Origin of the sequence: Sulfurimonas aquatica (assembly GCF_017357825.1) — a bacterium.
Taxonomy (GTDB): domain Bacteria; phylum Campylobacterota; class Campylobacteria; order Campylobacterales; family Sulfurimonadaceae; genus Sulfurimonas; species Sulfurimonas aquatica.
In genome coordinates this window covers 683,269-705,168 of record NZ_CP046072.1, presented here as the reverse complement: position 1 = coordinate 705,168, position 21,900 = coordinate 683,269, and the positions used below count along the sequence as shown (strand labels likewise).

Sequence of the window (21,900 nt, the reverse complement as noted above, 5' to 3'; positions counted from 1 at the left end):
TAAAATCCATAAATTAAGATATATCTATACTTAAAGATCCAACTGTAGTGCAAAATAGTTAACAAAACTAAAGAGCAGGACTAATTCCCTCACTGATTTTTAAAACTTTTAAACACTCGCTTGCTATCTCTAACTCTTCATCTGTTTTTATCACTAGAGATTTTATGTTACTAAATAGCTTCGGTTTTAGTACCTCTTCTCGTATATAAGCGGAATTTTCACCTATGCCACCACTAAAGACTATAGCATCCACATCGTCTAATAGGGACATATAAGCACCAATATATTTTTGAATCCGTCGTATCATCATAGTTAGCGCTAATTTTGATTGTTCATCGTCATTAGCAATTATCTCTCGAACATCATTACTCTCACAGATTCCTTTTAATCCAGACTTTTTATTAAGTATATCATCCACTTCATCAACACTTAAAAGTAGTTCTCTTTGCATATATAAAACTATGGCTGGGTCAATGTCTCCTGAGCGACTCCCCATAACAAGGCCTTCTAATGGGGTAAAGCCCATAGATGTATCGATGCTTTTCCCGTTCTGTATAGCACAAACACTCGCACCATTTCCTAGATGCAGTGTTATCAAATTCACACTATCTAAACTTTTATTGAGCTCTTTAGCGGCTCTCTTAGCTATATATCCATGTGAGCTTCCATGAAACCCATAACGCCGGATGCCATCTCTTTCATACATCTCATAAGGTAAAGCATACAGATAAGCCTCTTTTTGCATAGTAGAGTGAAATGCTGTATCAAAAACAGCTACCTGTTTAACACTCGGAGCTTTATTAAACGCCACTTTTATACCCTCAAGGTTTGCTCTATTGTGTAATGGTGCCAAAGGTATTAGTTTTGTTATCTCTTTTATCACTTCTTGAGTTATAGGAGCAGCACTCTGAAACTTCTCACCACCATGAACAACTCTGTGCCCAATAACATCAAGTGATGAAAAATCAATATCTAAACTCTCTATTGCTTCTTTATGGTTAGTGATAATTGAATTTTCTTCGCCAATATTCTCAATAAGAGCACTTCTTAAAACTTTCAAACTCTCCATATCAAAGAGTTTAAACTTAAGTGAAGAGCTACCTGCGTTTAAAACGGCTATCTTCATTACTCTTGTCCCGCCTGAATTGCAGTAATAGCGATAGTATTTACTATGTCTTCAACTAAACAGCCTCTACTTAAATCATTTACTGGTTTATTTAGACCCTGTAGTATCGGTCCAATTGCTACCGCGTTACTTGAACGCTGCACTGCTTTGTAGGTATTATTTCCAGTATTTAAATCTGGAAATATAAATACTGTTGCTCGTCCAGCTACTTTTGAATCTGGAAGTTTTTTCTTTGCAACAGCCATATTTATTGCTGCATCATACTGGATTGGGCCTTCTATAAGAAGTTCTTTATCCCTCTCTTTTATCATATTTGTAGCTTCTCTCACCTTATCGACATCAACTCCCGAGCCACTATATCCAGTTGAGTATGAGAGCATCGCCACTCTTGGCTCTATTCCAAAAGAGCTAGCTGTCTTTGCAGATGCTATAGCTATATCAGCGAGAGTTTTACTATCTGGGTCTTGATTTATAGCACAATCACCATAGACTAAAACTTGCGTTTCTAAACACATAAAAAACACACTAGAAACTACTGATACGCCGGGTTTTGTTTTGATTATTTGAAGAGCTGGACGGATGGTATCTCCTGTTGAGTGAATCGCTCCACTAACCATCCCATCGGCATATCCAAGCTGAACCATCATTGTTGCAAAATAATTCTCATGTATCATTGCATCTGCTGAAGCTCCTCGAGTTAAGCCTTTCTCTTTTCGCATCTCATAAAATGTATCTACAAACTTTTTCATTAAAACAGAGTTACAGTGGTCTATTATCGTTGCTTTTGAGAGATCTAACCCTAAACGCAGAGAGTTCTCTCTAAGCTCAACTTCTTTTCCAAGAAGTATGATGTCTGCCACTCCACGATGAAGAGCTATCTCTGCTGCACGTAGTATCCTTTCATCACTACTCTCTGGTAAAACAATTCTTTTTTTATTTGAACCCGCAAGTGCAAAGAGTTTATACTCAAACATTATAGGAGTCATAATGCTATTTGAAGTCGTTGCTATCTTATCTTCAATGTAGTTTGAATCTACATTTGAGTTAAAAAGTCCTAGGCCTAAAGCTATTTTTCTATCGCTACTCACTCTTATTCGTGAGTGAACTTTAGTAAGTGCTCTTGCTGTTTGATAGGTATCTGTTTCAACTGATAGAATTGGAATATTAAACTTATCAAGTCCAAAAATAAGCTTATCAATATTTGGATGGGCTTTCATGTCAAAAGGAAAAACAATACAAGAAATATTTGGGTAGGCACGTGAATAGAGTGCACCGTAGAGTCCTAAAATAATTTCAGACCTATCTGCAGGCACTACAATTAGGTCATCCTCTTCAATCTTCTCTAAGAAATTATCAAGAGACATCGCTGCGATTTTAACATTTCTTATACTTCTAGTATGATCTTCAGCTGACAATAAAACGGTTTTTGCCTTTAGTGACTCTATAACATCTTGAATACTAAGAAGACTTAACTCCTCTACTTCATTTAAAAGGTATGTTTTATAACTATATCCATCAAGTTTTTCTTCTAGAAACTCTTTTTTATCACTTGAGAGTCTATTTACAAAAGTAGCAAAGTGGGTACACCCTTGTGAAACTAAAGTTTCATTTTCTATTAAAATACTCTCATAAACATCATGTGCACTATTTTCTTTTGCATTTATAATATTAATATAAGGTGAGCCAAAATTTTGTGCTATTTTAATATTTAAGTCAAAGTTAATGTTTGAGCTTAAAAAAGATTGTCGTATCCCCTCACAAAGAACAAAGTCATATGTAGATTCTAATTTTTTAAACTTGACCATAAGTTGATTTATGAGCTGTTTTGTTTTGTTTGAGGCAATCATACTCTCAACATATTCTATATCAAAACCAAAACAATCTTTGTACTCTATATCTAATTCATAACGCGAAGTAATAAACTCAATATCCCCATCAATCACATCTTTTTTATAAATAACAGGACGAAAAAATGCAACTTTAGGGAGCTTGCGTTTAAGAATTTCCATCATTCCCATAGATACAAAAAGCATGCCAGAGTTTATCTCATGTGCAGATATAAAAAGCGATTTAGTTTTCAAGTGCATTCACCTTTTCTCAATTAAAGTAGTATAATTCTACCTAAAAAATGGATATCTATGTGTATATGTGGCAGTGAAAAAAGTTTTGATGAGTGTTGTGGAACTATTATTTTAGGTAAACGCCAGGCGAATACTCCTGAAGAGCTTATGAGAAGTCGTTTTAGTGCTTATGTTCGAGCTGATGGAAAGTACTTAGTAGATAGTGCTCTTAAAGAAAAGCAGCATGAAGATGATGCAGCACTCATTCAAGAGTTTTCAAACTCTGTAGAGTGGCTCAAACTTGATATATTAACAGTTCAAGGCGATACAGTTGAGTTTAAAGCATATTACAAAGATGGTGAAAACATCCAAGTTTTACATGAAAAAAGCAACTTTGTTTTAGATGATGGCATCTGGAAGTACAAAGATGGTGAGCTTTATAACTCTAAAGTAGAGAGAAATGAGAGTTGTCCATGTGGAAGTGGAAAAAAGTATAAAAAGTGTTGTGCCTAAAACTTACTTTTACTCTTGCTCTCACTTTCTCTAATTGACTCAGCAATTTGTCTAGTCTCTTGAAGTTTAATCATCACCTCATCAAATAGCTCAAAAAAAGTATCATCAAGATTAAAGCTTCCATCTTCATTTACCATTGTATTGTGCATATTATTTAGTGCTGATTCCATCTGTATAAGCGTAATTCCTGGATTTCCAGCCATCTAGTATCCTATCATCTCGCCCTCAATAATATTGAGAGATTCTTTAAGCGCCTCGATAGCGCTTTTGTTTTTATCTTCAAGTTTTTCCAAAGAGAGAACTTTTAATTTTTCCAAATAATACAGTAGCTTTTCTTCTTCACTCATTTTCTTACCTCGTCATAATTTAATGACAGTCTATCAAAGCGTATATTTAATATTAGTAGAGTTTTAACTGTTGTCATTAATTTTAAGTTAAAAAATAATTTTTTAAAAAATAAGATACAATCCCTATAAAATAATATAAGGTCATCTTAAATGCCAAAACCAACAAATATATATGAAGAAAAAAACGCTCTTGGAGGTCCACTTGAGCCATGTAGTTTAGATCCACTTACAGGGTTTTATAGAACTGGCTCATGTCAAGTAACAGCTGAAAACAAAGGTGTTCATGCCGTTTGTATCTATGCAACTAAAGAGTTCTTAGAGTACTCAAAAAAAGCGGGAAATGACATCTCAACTCCAATGCCTCAGTATAACTTCCCTGGCGTAAAACCTGGAGAGAGTTGGTGCTTATCTGGTCCGCGTTTTGTGCAAGCGGTAAAAGATGGTATGGCTCCACATATTTTCATTCACTCTACACATCAAGCTATTTTAGAGCTTATAGACCTTGAAACTTTAAAAAAGTGCGCTATAGATTTAGACTAGTCTATAAAAAACTTACTCGCTTTTTTAGTGAGTGAGGAGATAGCAGCATTTTTAAAATCCTTTAAATTTATCCAGACTATTTCATCCTTTTCATCATTGATATCTTGAATCTCATAAAGTTTTACATTTAAACGATACTTCGTATAGGAGTGCTTAAATTCTCCAAGTAGGTTCTCTTCTATAGGGTCCACACTTGGTAGGACTAGCATATCTTTGTAAAGTTTTTCTTTAGAGTACTTCAGTGCGATTTTTTCTTCTTCTATTAAAACACCATAAAAAAGTTCAAGTGACTCATATACCGTTTTTTTAGTTTGAGTATAGAGTTCTGGCTCTGTTTTTCCTTTACAAAAACTGCTTAGTGGGCACTCATCACACTTCGGATTTTTAGGCAGACAGACTAAAGAGCCCAAGTCCATAAGAGCAAGATTATGATGACGTGGCTCTGTGGCGTTTACAAACTCCTCGGCATGACTCCAAACTATTTTTTCACTTGTATCCATAAGTGCAAATACTCTTTTAATCACCCGAGCTATATTCGTGTCTACCACTGGAATGTTTTGATTGTGTCCAAAACTGCAGATAGCGCTTGCGGTGTATCTACCGATTCCGGGAAGTTTTATGAGCTCCTTCTGTGTAGTTGGAAGAGCAAAAGAGGACGCTATGGCGGTTTTATGAAGATTTCTTGCACGAGAGTAGTAACCTAGCCCACTCCAAGCGGATAAAACCTCATCTTGCTTGGCATTTGCGAGTATCTCTAAGCTTGGGAACCTCTCTAAAAACTGTGGATAGTACTCATCTCTTACACGATTTACCTGTGTTTGCTGCAACATAATCTCACTTAGATATATATGGTACATATCATTGGTATTTCTCCAAGGAAGTTCGTGTCTACCATGGATTTTATACCATTTTAGAAGTTGAGATTGTAAACTTTTAAATCTATTCAAAGAACTTTTAACTCTCAGGTAGGGATTCAAACTCTCTGCGTTTACCCTCATACCAAGCTTCCATATCTCCTGGATTTACCATAAGGTCTTGAATCTTACTCATTGCTTCTATGTGATCACTATCTTGTGCCATATACATCTCCATTCCATGAGCCTTTACTAACTCTGCCATCTCTTCAAACGTATTAGCTTCAAATTTCATATCACAAGATCCGCCTAGTTGCTTACATGTCATTGTTTTCATCTATTTTCCTTTTCTTTTTTTCATTTCTAGATTTTTATTAACCAGCTCTCATTTTTAAGATTTCAGTGACATCAATCTCTTTATCGTATTTTACAAAATCTGTGCTCTTTTGCTGTATTGCATACATCGTCATTCTATCTGCCAACTCATTTCCTTCAAAACCACTATGCGCTTTGATATGAGAGAGTTTTACATCTTTTTTGATGGAGTTGTACAGAGCGTATGAAAGTTTGATGATTTCAAGATTTTTAATCTCTCCACCTTTTTTTGTCCACCCTTTTTTCTCCCATGATATTGCCCACTTTGTTATGCAATCTATTGAGTACATCGAATCACATTTTATCTCTACGCTATTCCCATTTTTTGCTTCTTTTTGGGCTATGAGTAGAGACTCATAAAGCGCTCCTAACTCAGCGGTGTTATTTGTCCCCATAGGCTCATACAGTCCATACCAAAGCTCACTAAGTTCACCCGCTCGATAAATTGCAACGCCTGAACCCGCTTTACCAGGATTTGGCGTGCATCCACCATCACAGTATATAGTCACGTCTCCACTTATCAACTCAGCTATCTCTAGCTTTTTTTTTGTCTCTATTTCTAAGGTAGCTTCTTTTCTAAACTTTTGAAGAGCTTTATAGTTAAAAATAACTCTCTCTTGAATCTCTTCGTCATCCACCCCACTAAGTAAAACAAAAAGTTCAGCCCTTGCGTCAGAGAGTTCTTTACCTAAAGAGAGATCTTCCCACTTAGATTTGTCTTTATTCTTTATATCAAGCAAGATGAGTTGAGATTTGTTTACCTCTCTCTTCTCATCCATTCCCAAATCTAGTAAAGCCTGCGTTACAATTTGCATATATTTTCCTTGACGCAATTGTATCTACTTTTATATATCAAATATCTCATATCGTCATTTCACCAACAATACAACAAACTGCTTTTCCTGAGATATAAACGCGATCACCATCAAGTTCACACTTTAACTCGCCCCCTCTACTCGAAAGTTGCTTAGAAGTAAAAGTAGTTTTATTCATTATTTTAGCCCAATAGGGAGTCAGTTGAGTGTAAGCAGAGCCTGTAACGCTATCTTCGTCTATTCCATAATTTGGTGCAAAAAATCTACTTACAAAGTCATATTTATTATGAATAGTCGTTATGCAAACACCACGCAAGTCCAAATTTTTTAAAGCTTGTAAATCTGGCTTAAATTTAGTTAAGTCCGTCCCATCCTTATACACTACTATATAATCTGTAGCTTTTAAGACTTGAACTGGCACTTCGCTAAATGCTTCTATTATCTCTTTTGGCGTTTCACACTCTATTGGAGCTTCTGATGGAAAATCAAGCCTTATTAAATTATTCAACTTACTAACATATAAAGGTCCACTTTTAGAATGAAAAACTATACTCTCCTTCTCATAATCCAGATAGTTAAATATCACATAAGCACTAGCTAATGTGGCATGGCCACAAAGGTTTACCTCTTTTTTTGGAGTAAACCATCTGAGTTCATATACATCATCTGTTTTTACAAAAAAAGCTGTTTCAGAGAGATTGTTTTCCATAGCTATCTTCTGCATTACTTCATCATCTAGCCATTCATCCAAAGGAGAGATAGCAGCGGGGTTTCCTTCAAACGCGCTGTTTGCAAATGCATCCACTTGATAAAATTTTATTTTCATTTTTGACTCCTAGCATCTATACTTTTATATCTGGAAAATTATGAATCATCTCATCATATGTAGTGAATCTTTTCAAAGCGTATATAACTTCTTCAAGTGGATTTTCTAAAATACCATCTAAGTCGGACTCATGTTCTTGTAGTTCAAACGCTAGTTTTTCATAAGGAGGGTTAAACTCTGCGTTTACACCCTCTTTATTTCCTCGTGCGTCGACTCTATACCAACCAAACTCTTTTAAATAGATGGCGTTTAATCCATGAAGACAATAAACGTCTTTTACGTATTCTGAACAAGAGAGTCTCTGATAACAAAAACCTGTTGGAATATTATTAGCGCGTAGGAGTGCCGCAAGCAGTATACTTTTTGCATAACACCAACCGGTTTTATGCTTTAAAACATCGCTTGCCCTAAAAGTGGTTGTTTTTCCATCTACTACATCACCACTATGATTTATCTTATCTCTCACATATAAAAAACAGTTTTTTGCGCACTCTACATCCGTTGTTGTTCCCTCTGCCAACTTTAATGCAAGGGCATGCACTTCAGGATTTGAAAAATTTATCAACTCACTCTCTTGTAAATAAGCCTTCACTAAACTACTCCTTTTAGAAAAACATAACTTTTTTTCATAAAACCATTTTTTTCGTAAAATTTATGTGCCATATCTCTACTAAAACCAGATGATAAAACGATATTTTCGCACATGGCGGTTTTGGCATAATCTTCTAAGTATGTAAGCATCTCTTTGCCATACCCCTTACCTCTATATTTCTCATCAGTTACTAGGTCAAAAACATAAAGATGGCGTTTATGATAGAAGTTTGTTTGCACTGCTACGCCTGCATAACTAATAAGTTCTCCTCGTTCTAAGAGTCCTATCATTTTATACTCCATATGCCTCATCTCATAGACAAGATCATCAAACTCTTTAAATGAAAGTTCATCTCGAAGCTGAGAAAGCACTCCATATATTAAATCTAACTCTTTTAAATTCATTTCTCTAATTTGCATGATTGTATTTTATAGTAATTTTAGTTAGAATAATCTCAAGATAATATTTTATTATATAAGGATTAATTGTGAAACCTACAATTACCATTAGAGACAACAGTACAGATAAAGAGTATGAGTTTAATATTCTTGAAGGGACTAGAGGTCCAAAAGTCGTTGACATATCAAGCTTTTACGGACAAACCGGTATGTTTACTTATGACCCTGGATATACGTCTACCGCGAGTTGTACTTCAGAGGTGACTTTTATTGATGGCGATAAGGGTGAACTAAGATATAGAGGAGTGGAGATAGAAGAACTTGCCACTAATCACGAATACCTTGAGTCTGTATATTTACTTCTTAATTCGAAGCTGCCCACTAAAGAGGAGTTACAAGATTTTGATTTAGAGCTTCGTCATCGCTCTTTTTTACATCAAGGGCTAAATGATCTCTTTATTGCCTTTCCTTCAAACTCTCATCCTATGGCAACGCTCTCTGCCGCTACTGCGGCACTCTCAACCTTTTACTTCAGTCATCTTGACGTTTGTACTGAAGAGGAGTTACAAGTAATGGCAAGGCGGATAATCGCTAAAATGCCAACCATCGCGGCTTATGCGTACAGAACCTCAATAGGCGCGCCATTTATTCAGCCCGACATAGATAGAGGCTTTACTGAAAACTTTTTATATATGATGCGCGCATACCCTGGTGGAAAAATGCATAGAGGAATAAATGGAGAAGATGTAATCCGCGATATAGAGATAAAAGCACTTGACACCATTTTTACTCTCCATGCGGACCATGAACAAAATGCTTCAACGACAAGTGTAAGAAACGTAGCGTCTACGGGAGCTCACCCTTATGTAGCTATTAGTTCTGGTATCTCCGCTCTTTGGGGAAGTGCACATGGTGGAGCAAACGAATCTGTAATTGAACAACTTGAAATGATAGGCCACGTAGACAATGTAGACGCGTTTATAGCAAGAGCGAAAGATCCAGAAGATGACTTTAGACTTATGGGATTCGGACATCGTGTATATAAAAACTTTGACCCACGAGCAAGAATATTAAAAGAGTTACAAGTTCAACTCCAATATGAACTAAAGCTTGATTCACACCTTATGCAAATAGCTAGTAAAATCGAAGAGATAGCTCTAAATGATGAGTACTTTGTAAGTAGAAAGCTCTATCCGAACATAGACTTCTACTCTGGCGTTATACTTACGGCACTAAAAATCCCTATCTCAATGTTTACTCCCGTATTTGTAATAGGAAGAACCGTTGGTTGGATAACGCAATGGATGGAGTTTAAAAAGACTAAGGGTGCAAAAATAGCACGCCCTCGTCAACTCTATGTTGGAAAATAACCAAGCTTTAAACAACACTTTGATATAATCGCGAAAATCAAAATAGGTACGCTCAGACGTACCTAGAGAAAGAGATAATCATGGTAACTGTAAACAACTTAATAATGCGTTTTGGAAGTAGAGTCCTATTTCAAGATATAAATCTAAAACTTGACCGTCACAAACGCTACGGTCTTATCGGTGCAAACGGCGCTGGTAAAACTACTTTTTTAAAAATCCTCTCTGGTCAGATTGACGAATATGAAGGTGATATCAGTGTAGAAAATGGTCTAAAAGTCGGTGTTCTTGGACAGAATCAATTTGCTTTTGAAGATTTCACTATTATGGATGCTGTTCTTTATGGTAACAAGCGTTTGTATGATGCTATTAAAGAAAAAGAAGACCTCTATGTAAATGGTGACTTTGAAGATGATGCTACAAATGAACGTCTTGCAGAGCTTGAAACTATCTCTGTTGAAGAAGATCCAACTTATGAGTACGATGTAAACATAGCAAAAATTCTTGCAAACGTTGGCATACCTCCTGAAAATCACAATGACCTTATGTCTTCACTTGATAGTGCAGATAAATTCAAGGTTCTACTTGCACAGGTCCTTTACCCTAAACCAGACGTACTATTTCTCGATGAGCCTACAAATAACCAGGATATCGAGACAATTTCATGGTTAGAAAATGAACTTCAGCGCCACGAAGGTACTCTTGTAGTTATCTCTCACGATAGACACTTCCTAAATGCCGTTGTTACAAATATTCTTGACGTTGATTATCAAAAAATTCGTGAGTTTACTGGTACTTATGATGACTGGTATATCGCTGCTAACGTTATGGCTAAGCAGATGGAACTTGATAACGCTAAAAAGCTAAAAGAAAAAGATGAACTTGAAGCCTTTGTTAGACGTTTCTCGGCAAATGCATCAAAAGCAAAACAAGCAACTTCTCGTCAAAGAAAACTTGACAAGATGGAGATTGAAGATATCAAACCATCTTCTCGTCGTGACCCAAGTATAGTTTTTAAAGCTAAAAGAACTATGGGTGGCGAAGCGCTAGAGATTAATGGCGTCAATCACTCTTATGGAGACAATGAAGTACTTAAAGACGTAACTCTTAAGTTTGAGCCAGGTGAGAAAGTTGCGCTAATTGGTGGAAATGGTGTTGGTAAATCAACTCTAATTAAAATACTTATGGAAGAGATGAAACCTACTTCAGGTGAAGTTATATGGGGAGCTACTATCGAGAACTCTTACTTTCCACAAGATACTGCCGATACGATTAATGGTGATGGCACGCTTTATGATTGGTTACGCGCGTTTGATCCTAAACGCGATATCGCTGAGATAAGAAACTGTCTTGGGCGTATGCTCTTTAATGGTGAGCAACAAGAGAAGTCTGTTGTAAGTATCTCTGGTGGTGAAAAACATAGAATGATGCTTTCAAAAATGATGCTAGAGGGTGGAAACTTTTTAGTTTTAGATGAACCATCAAATCACCTTGACCTTGAGGCTATCGTTGCACTTGGTGAAGGTCTTTTAGAGTTCAAAGGAAATGTTATCTGTGTATCTCATGACCGCGAGTTACTAGACGCGTTTGCTAGCCGTATCATAGAGATTCAAGCTGATGGCTCTATCATAGACTTCAAAGGCTCTTATGAAGAGTTTGCTGAAGCTAAAGAAGCTGGAACACTTTAAAAAATATGAAGACTTTCAATGAGTATCTCGGCTTAGGTATAGCTGGGAACTTCGCACTTCACTTAGCGCAAGCGGGTGAACTCGAAGATTTCAAAGATGTAATTACCGCTGATGAAGCTGCTCCAAAAGGCTTGTTTCCCTTTTATCTTCCAAACTACTCTCCTCTTTTAGAAAACCCAACTAGAAAACCTAAAGAGATACTTAGGACTTATCCACTCTCAAGTGACACGATTAAACTTCCTAATGCAGAACTTAATGTTCAAGCTGAACCAGAGGTTGGACTCATTTGTGATATCGCTTATAAAGATGGAGAGATATTTTCTATAACGCCCACTCACTTTGGGGCATATAATGACTGCTCGATTAGAGTAGCCGGCGCAGAGAAAATAAGTGATAAGAAAAACTGGGGTGAGAGTTCAAAAGGCTTCTCTAAAACGATTCTAAAAATAGATAAGTTTGAAGAGGGTGGCGTTATGGATGAATATAGTATCTGTAGTTTTTTATCTCGTGATGGTAAGCTTGAAGCCTATGGTGAGGATGTGGAACTCACCGGATATAGTTATTTCTACGAAAAGCTAACGCAATGGATAAAAAATCAGATAAATACTCAAGAAAATTTTGGACCCCTAGAGCCAATAAATGAGTATATAAGAGCATGTAACTACCCAACTAAAGCTATCATCAGTATTGGTGCTACGAGATATACAGAATATGGAGAGAGCACATTTTTAAAAGTAGATGATGAACTCTTTGTTGTTTTATATAATAGATCTAAGTACTCATTGAATGATGTAATCAAGAATCTTGAAAGTCGAGACCATTCTCAATCAGATATGAGTATATTAGCTCAAAAAGTACTTTAATATGCAAATAGGTATATATGAGCACTATAAAGGTCAGAAGTACGAAGTCATAGATACTCTTAGACATAGTGAAACAGAAGAGTTAATGGTACTTTACCGTGCTCTGTATGGCGACCAAGGACTTTGGGCAAGACCATATACTATGTTTTTTGAAACTGTTATCATAAATGATAAAGAGACTCCGCGTTTTAAGTATATAGGCAAAGAGAATGAGTAGAGGCAAAAAACTAGACCTATTTATAGGTGCAGATATAGATGATGGATGGGCAGCAGTAGAGTCTCCTAGAAAGTCTAAAATCGCCAAGGACATAATAGAACCACAAAAACACTTCTTAGTCTTTGCAAAAGAGAAGCGCAGAGGTAAAACAGTCACTTTAGTTGGTGAGTTTCAAATCACTAAAGAAGATGCAAGTTCAGCACTAAAAACTCTCAAGAAGAAGCTTGGTTGCGGTGGAAGTTATAAAGATGGATGGATGGAGTTTCAAGGCGAACTTAAAGATAAAATCCGTCCTCTTTTAATTGAGTTAAATTTTCGTTTTAAAAATGGGCACTAGCTAGGCAGTCATCTCTTCTACGACTCTTGGCCGTGCCGCACTGGCATTTGATGTGATAATATATCTATCTCTTCCACTCTCTTTAGCTTCATAGAGCATCTCATCTGCACGAGAGATCAATACCTCATCATTTAGTGCATCATCAGCGATACAACAGACTACTCCAATTGAAATTGTCACATAATCACTAACTTTAGAGTTTTCATGTATCAGTTTTCTCTCTCTTATTCCATCACATATATCTCTAGCTAATTTTGCACTATTTGACTCATCTGTATCGACTAAAAGTACGCCAAACTCTTCACCACCAAGTCTAAACACAAAGTCACTTGGGCGTTTAAGTATCTCTTTTAAAACCTTTGATACACTCTTAAGTGCAAAGTCACCTTCTATGTGTCCATAAGTGTCGTTATACTGCTTAAAGTAATCTATATCCAACATCATAAAAGTAATATAATTATTTTTTCTTCTTGCACGTTTGAGTTCTCTATCGTAGACTAAATTAAAATACCTTCTATTATGAAGGTTTGTTAAAGTATCTGTGTAAGAGACATTCTCTAGCTTTTTATTTGCTTTACGAAGTTTTTTTGTTGAGATCTCTAAATCTGTTTGATCTTTTTGAATACTTTTAAAGACATAAGTAGATATTAAAAGAACTATAAATATGATTACTGATAGTACCACTCCAATATGAAACTTGGACTCTGCATAACTATGCAGAAATGTTTTTCTCTCATATTTTGCTACATCCACCTCATAATTTATCAGTTTTTGGATTACATTGTGTATAAAAAATACTTTTTTTTCTAAAGTATTTATGGATATATTTGATAAATCTCTACCTTTTTTTGCAACTCTATATATTCTTAAGAAGTACTCATTTATAGCTTTTATTTCATGACCGGCATACTCTACATATTCAAGTTCATCATTGCGTTTAAAATGGGACTCATAATTTTTCCATTTTTTACTTATCTGCTTAAGTGATGATTCTATTTGAGAGCTTACTTGACTTGGACTTATTTCTAAACGAGAGGCCTTATAGACTGTACTTGCTAAACCATTGTGATAGGTCTGCATAATGTCATTTAACTCAGTAACCGGAACGAGTGAACCAAAGTAGAGTGAGTCAATATTATTTTTCATAGAGTTGATGTGCATATTACCCATTACAGCAACACTAATTAGTGCTAATGTAGTTAATATGAAAAGAAATAATAACTTACTCTTTAGCTTAAGCGCTTCTATAAACTGCATGCCACCCCTTATATAAAAACCTATCTAGCATATTTTGTACCATTAGTTTTAGATTCTATTATAAGATTTTTATTTTTTATAAAAGTGTGACATTATGTCAAAAAAGAGAAAGAAAGAGTAATATCTAAGAGATATTTTCTATCTCTTTTATAGATTTAGCTATTTCTAAAGAGAGGTTTTCACAACCATCTTTAGTTATTAGGATATCGTCTTCTATTCGAATTCCAATGCCCCTATACTTTTTAGGTACTTTATTATCATTTATATCTATGTAGATTCCAGGCTCAATTGTCATCACCATACCCTCTTGTAGTCTGATTTCCTTAGAATTTTCATCCATATAAGGAGATTCATCATGAACATCAATTCCCATCCAGTGACCTATTCCATGAGGGTAGTATTTTTTATAGAGTTCTTTTTTTATGACTTTTTTTAGTGGACCTTTAAGTATTCCTAAACTTATCATTCCTTGACTTAAAAGTTCTACCGACTTTTTATGAAGTTTTGTGCGTTTAATTCCAGGTCTTATCATTTTAATGATTTGAAGTTGTACGTCTAAGACCATCTCATAAAGCTCTTTTTGAGCTAATGTAAACTTGCCGTTAACCGGGATTGTTCGCGTTATATCACTCGTATAGTAGTTATACTCACAACCTGCGTCGATTAGTATAAGCTCACCATTTACAAGTTCTTTGTCATTACTTATATAGTGCAGTGTATTTGCAGCGTTACCACAAGCGACTATTGAGGTATAAGCATCGCTATACGCTCCACTCTTTTTAAAAATATGTTCTATATCAGCTTGAAGTTCATACTCGTTTTTTAAAGTTTTGCTTTCTCTCATCACATGATGATGGGCATCTTTTGTTATAGCGATAGCCTTTCTAATTAGTTTAATTTCGGTTTCTGACTTAATCAAACGCATCGTACCAATTAAGGGTGCGATATTTTCATATGAGAAAAACTTTTGAGTGAGTTTTTTTAGACCTTGCGTCTCATTTGTCTCAACAGAGAAATCAAAATAGACATTTTTACTTTTTTGAATAAACTCTTTTATCTTTTTCTCATACTTATCAACTATAAAAACATCGTCAACGTCAAAAAGCTCTTTTGCTTCTATTTCTCCAACTCTTTTGCCAGTCCAAAGCTCAAGCGTTTCATCTTTTTTTTGAACAAAAAGATAAGATTTTGTTTTTTTAGCTTTTTTTATAAGTACTAAAACTGCATTGTCCTCTTTAAATCCACTTAGATAATAGAAGTTACTGTTTTGTCTATATTGAAACTCTGTATCATTAGAGCGTGTTTTTTGTTTAGCACTAAACACTACTGCAATTGAATAAGGCTTTAATGATTTAGCCAACTTATCTCTTCGTGCGGAATACTCTTTTTCATTTATCATTTACATGCCTCACTTAACCAATCATTACTCTCTTTTAAAACACCAGACAGTGCTTCGTTAAATGCTTTAACTCCACCCTGTGCATCTAAGCTCTTAGTACCCAACTTTTTAGATATATATTTTGTTTGGAGTACCTTACTTGTACCAGTCTCAACAAGACTTAAAGAGAGTGATATATTGACAAAGGAGCTATTGTTATCATTACTAAAGTACTGTATAAACTCCTCTAAATTTGTCTCAAGTATCAAGTCACTTCTACTTCTTGATTTGTAGCTATTTACACTAGAAAAGAGTCCACTACTTCTTACGCTCTTTACAAGTTCTGCACTTAAAGCTTTGTTAGGACTTTGAGCCCATTCAGACTGCGTGAATGAAAACTCACTATACCCATCTTTCATGTACTTCATTCTATGTGAGAGAAGTGAACTTGAGCTAAAAACTTGTCCAACTTTCAAAGACTTCTCTTTACAAGATTGAGAGTCATAAGTAACCGTTTTAGGCTCTAAGTGTATCCTATACTCTTTAACGGCAGGGTTATTAATACTGCAACCTCCAAGAAAAATAAAAACTACTACAATAAATAAAAATTTCATACTATCTCTCTCCTGGAGCTTTTGTAATCTCTTGCGTTTTAAAGAGTACGTCGGAAGGATTTTTTTCATACTGCTTGAGCATATCTTCAAGTTTTATCATAGCCTCTTGCATCTCTAAAAACGTTGCGTTCATCGTTGGAACAATATCTGCCGTAATATCTTTAAGATTAAACTCACCACTTGAAACCGCTCTTTTTATCTCATCCATAGAAGAGCGAATAACTAAATAACTCTCGCTAATAGAACCTAAAGATTTCTCAACCTTATCTTCCCATGCTTCACTTGTTTGTATAAAGTTTTCAATGTTTGGCATCATGTAATCTAACTTTTTAGTGAATGAGTCCATATTTTGTGCACTATTTTGTATATGCTTTATGGTCTTATCATCTAAAAGAAGCTCAACTTTACTCATTACGTTTGCCGTTCTTTTTAAAAGCAGTGCCATCTGCTCTTGATTATCCGCGCCTAAAAGTTCTTCTGTTCTTCCAAGCGTAGAAGAGAGTCTAGAGGAGACTGAACCAAAGGATTTCTCAAAGTTTTCAAAAAACGATGCTTCTGTTTTTATTACTGGATATTTTTCATTATCTTTAGCTTTAAGCAGTTCTGTACTCTTATCCCCCATACTTAGGTTTATATAGGTGAGTCCAGTTATCCCCTGTGCAGTAAGCTTTGCAACTGTATTTGCTTTAATTGGAGTATTTTTTAGTATCGTTACTCGTACTTCTACTTGTTCGGAATTATTTGGATTTATCATCAACTTTGAGACTTTTCCAACACTAATCCCTCTATATTTTACAGGTGCATCAATGTTAAGTCCTAAAACGGACTCATCAAAATAGATCGTATACTTTTGTACTTGTGAGTCTACGGTTGGCTTTAACATCCAATAAGTAAAGCCTAGCATCAATGCAAGTCCGATGAAGACTACAAAACCTACTAATGTATAATTTGCTTTATTGTTCATATATCATCACCCTTGGTTTTTAAAAAAAGTTTGAATAAATTCACTTGAAGTCGACATAACCTCACTGAGAGTCCCTTCAGATACAATTTTTTTATTGTCTATTATAGCAACTCTATCTAAAGTATCATAAATGGATTGTAAATCATGTGAGACCATTACGATGGTTAAGTCTAGCATTGAGCGAAGATTTAAAATAAGTTGGTCAAACTCACGTGCAGAGATAGGGTCAAGTCCACTTGTTGGCTCATCTAAAAAAAGTAGTTTTGGATCCATCGCTAAAGAGCGGGCAAGTGCAGCTTTTTTCTTCATACCACCACTAATTTCAGATGGGAAAAGATGAGCATCACTACTCTTTAATCCAACAAGATTTATCTTAAAGTCAACTATCTCTTCTATCATAGAGTTTGAGAGGTCACTATATTCAATAAGTGGCAGTGCTATGTTCTCTTTAATGCTCAAAGATGAAAAGAGTGCTCCAGCTTGAAATAAAACACCCCACTCTCTTCTTAACTTTTGAGCAGCCTCATCGCTAATACTTTCTATCTTCTCACCAAGAATTTTTATACTCCCAGAGTGGAACCCTTGAAGCATAACCATTTCACGAAGCAGCGTTGTTTTCCCACATCCACTTGGACCTAAAAGACCATAGATTTCACCTTGATTTATCTCTAGATTCAGTCCATCATGTATAACCTTAGAGCCAAAAACCGTTCGTACGTCTTTTACTTCAATGATTGCCATTATATCCCCAAATTTGTAAACGCGATAGAGAAGAGTGCATCACAAACTATTACAGCAAAGATAGATTCGACCACACTCTTCGTAGTGTTAAAACCTATACTTTGTGTGTCGTCTTTTACTATCATCCCTCTATATATAGAGATTGTTGCAATTAAAAACGCAAAGAATGGCCCCTTTACAATTCCGACAAAAAAATGTTTTGCAGCTACCACTTCATTAAATCTGTTTAAAAATAGATCTACACTAATACCAAGGTCAATATTTGCAATTAGCATTCCACCTAAGATACCCATAATATCTGCTACAAATATTAATAGTGGCATAGCTATCATCAGGGCAAAAATTCTCGGAATTACTAAAAATCTAAAAGGGTCAAAGCCCATAGTTTGCATCGCATCTAACTCTTGTGTTATCTTCATAGCGCCAATCTGTGCAGTAAATGCGGATCCACTTCTTCCAGCTATTACAATAGCTGTAATAAGTGGTGCTAACTCTCTTAATATAGAAATACCTAGCATATCTACGATATATATATTCGCACCATAAATTTTGAGCTGATACGCAGATTGGTATGCCACAACTAAACCTATTAAAAAACTCGTAAGCGAGACTATACCTAATGCCTTTATGGCACTCTCGTTAAGCTCAAACGCCATCTCTTTAAACCTTAAGAACTTAGCGCATTTTATATAGTAAACCTTCGTCATAAAGAGCTTACCTAAAAAAGCAAAAAAAGAGAAAATACCTGCTAGATATGTAGTGCCACTTTGAGAGCTGCCACTATCTCTAAATAGCTCCTCTTTTTTCTTTTTTTCTTGATGTGAATACTCTTGTTTTTTTATAAGTTCAAGAGTGCTAAAAACCTCTTTATTTGCAGACTCAATTTTTACATTTTTTTCTAAAAGTTTATACTTTTTTTCGAGTTTATTTAAAAAAAGTGCCCCTGCCGTATCTATAAATGATACTTCTTTTAGGTCAAGCACAATATTATCTCTTATCTCTAAAGAGCTATTTTCAAGTTGTTTTTGGTAATTTGCTATTGTATAAAGAGTCAACTCTCCACTGAAGAGTATGGAGAGTTTTTCATCGCTATGTTGGAGTATAAGTTCTTTTGCCATTCTTAAAGGTTTAAAAATCTCTTTCTAGTAGTTTATTAACTTTAAGTATAGTAATAATTTTATCTTCTTGTTTTCCAACACCATCAATAATCGTGTCATCACCACTCGCTGTATCAGGTGCTGGACCAATATTTTGCTTTTTAATTCTAATCGCCATAGTGAGTCTATCTATAACAAACCCTGCCACATCATCACCATGACGCATAACGATGAAACGCGTATCTTCGGAGTGCTTCTTAGTAGGAAGGCTGAATTTAGAGCGTAAATCAATTAGAGGAATTACTGCTCCACGAAGATTAAATACGCCAAGAACATACTTTGGAACTTGGGGAACTCTTGTCCATGAAAAAGGTTTAATAATCTCTTGAATGGCAAGAATAGGCACAGCGTACTCTTCATCTCCTATCACAAATCCTACTAGTTGAACAACTTCATCTATATTTTCTTTAGAACCGTTTTCTTGTGCATTCTGATTGTTAATAATCTGTTTTAATTTATCACTCATTATAAAAACTCCGATTTAAAGTTAACATTTCTCTGTACAACACTAGAGAGATAATCTGCAGAGTATGGTTTAGTAATATACTCTACCATTCCAGACTCTACACCACGCATACGATCTGATTTTCCAGTACGAGAGGTAACGGCAATAAGTGGTAAAGCTTTATACTTGTTGTACTTCTTAATCTCTGTAGCTAAAGTATATCCATCCATTCTAGGCATCTCTATATCAATCAGCATTGCATCAAAATTATGATCACCCGCTTTTAAAATATTTAGTGCTTCTTGGCCATCAGTAGCTTCTACTAGAGTTATTCCTGTAGACTCTAAAGATTTACGCATAATAGTTCTATCTGTTTTAGAATCATCTACTATCATTACCGTGTAGTCACTAGCCTTTGTTTTTTCACGAGAGACATCTGCTGAAGATGAATCACTACTACTTATTTGAGAAGCTTTTACAGTTTTTGCCATAGACATAAGTGCAACAACATCCACAATAAGTGTAACGCCACCATCACCACGGATAGTAGCCCCAGCGATACCTTCAATCCCTTTGAGATAATCACCTAATGACTTAATAACTATCTCTTCTTGACCAACTAAAGTATCAACAATAAGACCTATTTTACTTGTACCCAAACCAAGTACAACTACATAAGCATGCTCACTCGCATCAAGAATGCGCTCAACTTCAAAGATATCTCCAATATGAACAAGTGATAAAACCTCTTCACGAAGTCTCATAACTGAGCGACCTTCTACTGTATATATCTCATCTTTAGAGATTCTAACAGTCTCTAAAACAGATGCAAGAGGAATAGCATAATGCTCCTCTTGAACACCAACAAGAAGTGCCTGTATAATCGCAAGTGTTAAAGGAATCTTCAACTTCATTGAAGTACCAACACCAAGCTCGCTATCAATATCGATAATACCGTTAAGCTTTTCAATATTTGTTTTTACAACATCCATACCAACACCACGACCAGAAACACTTGTTACAGAAGCAGCAGTTGAGAATCCAGGTTTGAAAATAAGACCAAAGGACTCTTTTTCACTCATACTATCAGCTTCTTTTTCAGTAATAATCCCTTTTTCAAGTGATTTATTCTTAAGCATGTTAGAGTCTAAACCTTTACCATCATCATCTATCTGAATAACAATTTGATTCCCTTCATTATAAGCCTTTAAGCCTATAGTTCCGGTCTCATCTTTTCCTTTAGCTATACGCTCTGAAGGAGTCTCTACACCATGATCACATGAGTTACGAATAATGTGAACTAATGGATCGCCTATCTCTTCAACAATAGACTTGTCAAGCTCAGTATCTTCACCAGATATTTCAAGTTCTATTTTTTTGTTGAGTTCACGTGAAAGGTCTCTAATCATTCTTGGAAACTTATTAAATACCTTACCAATAGGAAGCATTCTAGTTTTCATAACTGCTATCTGTAAGTCAGTTGTAACAATAGATACTATAGAAACCACTTGGTTTAACTCTTCAAGGAACTCTTCACCCTCATAACGCTCTTCTACATCATCATTTATCTTAATGAGTCTATTTTTTGCAAGAACCAGCTCACCTATAAGGTTCATCAAGTGGTCAAGTCTTTTTACATCAACACGAATAGTCTGTTCAACTGCAGCCGGTGTTCGTTTGGCTGGAGCAGCTGCTTTTGGATCTTCATCCGGAGCATCATTTATAACAACAGCTGGAGCTGAAGGTGGTGGTGGAGGCGGTGGAGCTGCTGGTGTTGGCTCTGAGCTAGCTTCATCATCGGATGTTGGTTCAGGAGGAGCGGCTAATACGCTCTCACCTGCATCTATCTTAGCTTGGCGTTTAGCCTTATCTTGCTCTTGGCGCTCTTGTAATAGTCTCTCAATCTCAGCTTCAATCTCATCTGGGTCCATATTATCATAATCAGGTTCATCTGAATCTACCGCTACTTCCGCAACAGCTTCAGCCTCAATAATCTGAGCGGCAGGTGCTTCTACAACAGGAGATTCAACTTCTCCCGTACCGCCAGCCACTTTATCTAGTCTAGCTACACAAGCAGAAACGTCTATTCCAGCATCAGCACTTGTGTCACGGATAGTCTCAAGCAATGCTTTCATAAGGTCAATTGATTCTAGTACAACATCCATAATATCAGGTGTTAAAATTAGCTCACCATGACGAGCCTTATTAAGTACATCTTCCATATGGTGAGTAAGGTGCGTTAAAACATCAAAATTTAAAAATGATGAAGCTCCCTTAACCGTGTGTGCTACACGAAAAATACCATTTAAAAGTTCTAAATCTTCTGGGGTATTTTCTAATTCTACTAAATCTTCATCTAATTTTTCTACAAGTTCAAATGATTCGACTAAAAAATCTTGTAGTATCTCTTGAAATTCATCCATATT

Annotated in this window: 25 protein-coding genes; 7 read left to right on the top strand and 18 right to left on the bottom strand. The window is 35.7% G+C overall.

Translation table 11 applies throughout. The features are described 5' to 3' along the window. Positions 1–67: 67 nt before the first annotated feature. A complete protein-coding gene (locus GJV85_RS03365; protein ID WP_207562461.1) occupies positions 68–1,126 on the bottom strand; it encodes an acetate kinase in 1,059 nt (352 codons plus the stop codon). Continuing rightward, positions 1,126–3,213: a phosphate acetyltransferase gene (pta, locus tag GJV85_RS03360; protein WP_347402366.1), complete on the bottom strand. Its 2,088-nt coding sequence runs from the start codon at positions 3,211–3,213 to the stop codon at positions 1,126–1,128. The genes GJV85_RS03365 and pta overlap by 1 nt, the downstream gene beginning before the upstream one ends. A gap of 51 nt (positions 3,214–3,264) precedes the next feature. Between pta and GJV85_RS03355 the strand changes: the two genes are divergently transcribed. Then, on the top strand, positions 3,265–3,699 hold the full coding sequence (locus tag GJV85_RS03355; RefSeq protein WP_207562459.1) for a YchJ family protein: 435 nt from the start codon (positions 3,265–3,267) through the stop codon (positions 3,697–3,699). Here the strand turns inward: GJV85_RS03355 and GJV85_RS03350 are convergent. Continuing rightward, positions 3,696–3,902 carry a hypothetical protein gene (locus tag GJV85_RS03350; protein ID WP_207562458.1) on the bottom strand — a complete coding sequence of 69 codons (207 nt, stop codon included), beginning with the start codon at positions 3,900–3,902 and terminating at the stop codon, positions 3,696–3,698. The two genes, GJV85_RS03355 and GJV85_RS03350, sit on opposite strands and share 4 nt — an antisense overlap. After that, positions 3,903–4,046: a hypothetical protein gene (locus GJV85_RS03345; RefSeq protein ID WP_207562457.1), complete on the bottom strand. Its 144-nt coding sequence runs from the start codon at positions 4,044–4,046 to the stop codon at positions 3,903–3,905. A 150-nt stretch (positions 4,047–4,196) separates the two neighbouring features. On the opposite strand from GJV85_RS03345, the gene GJV85_RS03340 reads away from it, so the two are divergent. Next, positions 4,197–4,586, top strand: a complete 390-nt coding sequence (locus tag GJV85_RS03340) for a DUF2237 family protein (RefSeq protein WP_207562456.1) — start codon at positions 4,197–4,199, stop codon at positions 4,584–4,586. Here GJV85_RS03340 and GJV85_RS03335 read toward each other — a convergent pair. Genes GJV85_RS03335 through GJV85_RS03310 form a run of 6 tightly spaced genes read right to left on the bottom strand, consistent with a single transcriptional unit; the run spans position 4,583 to position 8,467 of the window. Further along, positions 4,583–5,533, bottom strand: coding sequence for an A/G-specific adenine glycosylase (locus GJV85_RS03335; RefSeq protein WP_242689824.1), 951 nt, complete (start codon positions 5,531–5,533; stop codon positions 4,583–4,585). The two genes, GJV85_RS03340 and GJV85_RS03335, sit on opposite strands and share 4 nt — an antisense overlap. Positions 5,534–5,540: 7 nt before the next feature. Continuing rightward, entirely contained in the window at positions 5,541–5,777 is a 237-nt protein-coding gene (locus GJV85_RS03330; protein WP_207562454.1) for a hypothetical protein, read from the bottom strand. A gap of 37 nt (positions 5,778–5,814) precedes the next feature. Continuing rightward, entirely contained in the window at positions 5,815–6,630 is an 816-nt protein-coding gene (locus tag GJV85_RS03325) for a ribonuclease H family protein (RefSeq protein WP_207562453.1), read from the bottom strand. 46 nt (positions 6,631–6,676) lie between these two features. Beyond that, on the bottom strand, positions 6,677–7,456 hold the full coding sequence (locus GJV85_RS03320) for a PhzF family phenazine biosynthesis protein (RefSeq protein WP_207562452.1): 780 nt from the start codon (positions 7,454–7,456) through the stop codon (positions 6,677–6,679). A gap of 16 nt (positions 7,457–7,472) precedes the next feature. Beyond that, the gene (locus GJV85_RS03315; RefSeq protein ID WP_207562451.1) at positions 7,473–8,048 is read right to left on the bottom strand and encodes a transglutaminase-like domain-containing protein; all 576 of its coding nucleotides are present in this window, start codon (positions 8,046–8,048) and stop codon (positions 7,473–7,475) included. After that, entirely contained in the window at positions 8,048–8,467 is a 420-nt protein-coding gene (locus GJV85_RS03310) for a GNAT family N-acetyltransferase (protein WP_207562450.1), read from the bottom strand. Before GJV85_RS03310 ends, GJV85_RS03315 begins: the two co-directional genes overlap by 1 nt. Positions 8,468–8,532: 65 nt before the next feature. Here GJV85_RS03310 and GJV85_RS03305 point away from each other — a divergent pair, with 65 nt between their 5' ends. From GJV85_RS03305 to GJV85_RS03285, 5 genes are all read left to right on the top strand, one after another. Continuing rightward, on the top strand, positions 8,533–9,816 hold the full coding sequence (locus tag GJV85_RS03305) for a citrate synthase (protein WP_207563124.1): 1,284 nt from the start codon (positions 8,533–8,535) through the stop codon (positions 9,814–9,816). Between the two features lie 80 nt (positions 9,817–9,896). Further along, positions 9,897–11,501, top strand: a complete 1,605-nt coding sequence (locus tag GJV85_RS03300) for an ABC-F family ATP-binding cassette domain-containing protein (RefSeq protein WP_207562449.1) — start codon at positions 9,897–9,899, stop codon at positions 11,499–11,501. 5 nt (positions 11,502–11,506) lie between these two features. After that, entirely contained in the window at positions 11,507–12,364 is an 858-nt protein-coding gene (locus tag GJV85_RS03295) for a DUF5718 family protein (protein WP_207562448.1), read from the top strand. A gap of 1 nt (position 12,365) precedes the next feature. Then, the gene (locus GJV85_RS03290; RefSeq protein WP_207562447.1) at positions 12,366–12,581 is read left to right on the top strand and encodes a DUF1653 domain-containing protein; all 216 of its coding nucleotides are present in this window, start codon (positions 12,366–12,368) and stop codon (positions 12,579–12,581) included. Further along, entirely contained in the window at positions 12,574–12,918 is a 345-nt protein-coding gene (locus GJV85_RS03285; protein ID WP_207562446.1) for a translation initiation factor, read from the top strand. Before GJV85_RS03290 ends, GJV85_RS03285 begins: the two co-directional genes overlap by 8 nt. Here the strand turns inward: GJV85_RS03285 and GJV85_RS03280 are convergent, their stop codons facing one another. The 8 genes from GJV85_RS03280 to GJV85_RS03245 form a co-directional block, all read right to left on the bottom strand. Then, entirely contained in the window at positions 12,919–14,175 is a 1,257-nt protein-coding gene (locus GJV85_RS03280) for a GGDEF domain-containing protein (RefSeq protein WP_207562445.1), read from the bottom strand. A gap of 124 nt (positions 14,176–14,299) precedes the next feature. Further along, entirely contained in the window at positions 14,300–15,574 is a 1,275-nt protein-coding gene (locus GJV85_RS03275) for an aminopeptidase P N-terminal domain-containing protein (RefSeq protein ID WP_207562444.1), read from the bottom strand. Beyond that, positions 15,571–16,167 carry an ABC-type transport auxiliary lipoprotein family protein gene (locus GJV85_RS03270; protein ID WP_207562443.1) on the bottom strand — a complete coding sequence of 199 codons (597 nt, stop codon included), beginning with the start codon at positions 16,165–16,167 and terminating at the stop codon, positions 15,571–15,573. Before GJV85_RS03270 ends, GJV85_RS03275 begins: the two co-directional genes overlap by 4 nt. Position 16,168: 1 nt before the next feature. Further along, positions 16,169–17,131 (bottom strand): MlaD family protein, encoded by a 963-nt coding sequence (locus GJV85_RS03265; RefSeq protein WP_242689823.1) that lies wholly within the window; start codon positions 17,129–17,131, stop codon positions 16,169–16,171. 6 nt (positions 17,132–17,137) lie between these two features. Continuing rightward, on the bottom strand, positions 17,138–17,875 hold the full coding sequence (locus tag GJV85_RS03260) for an ABC transporter ATP-binding protein (protein WP_430739170.1): 738 nt from the start codon (positions 17,873–17,875) through the stop codon (positions 17,138–17,140). Then, positions 17,872–18,990, bottom strand: coding sequence for an ABC transporter permease (locus GJV85_RS03255; protein WP_207562441.1), 1,119 nt, complete (start codon positions 18,988–18,990; stop codon positions 17,872–17,874). The genes GJV85_RS03260 and GJV85_RS03255 overlap by 4 nt, the downstream gene beginning before the upstream one ends. A gap of 10 nt (positions 18,991–19,000) precedes the next feature. Beyond that, on the bottom strand, positions 19,001–19,495 hold the full coding sequence (locus tag GJV85_RS03250; protein ID WP_207562440.1) for a chemotaxis protein CheW: 495 nt from the start codon (positions 19,493–19,495) through the stop codon (positions 19,001–19,003). Continuing rightward, positions 19,495–21,897, bottom strand: coding sequence for a hybrid sensor histidine kinase/response regulator (locus GJV85_RS03245; RefSeq protein ID WP_207562439.1), 2,403 nt, complete (start codon positions 21,895–21,897; stop codon positions 19,495–19,497). The genes GJV85_RS03250 and GJV85_RS03245 overlap by 1 nt, the downstream gene beginning before the upstream one ends. Positions 21,898–21,900: the final 3 nt, after the last annotated feature.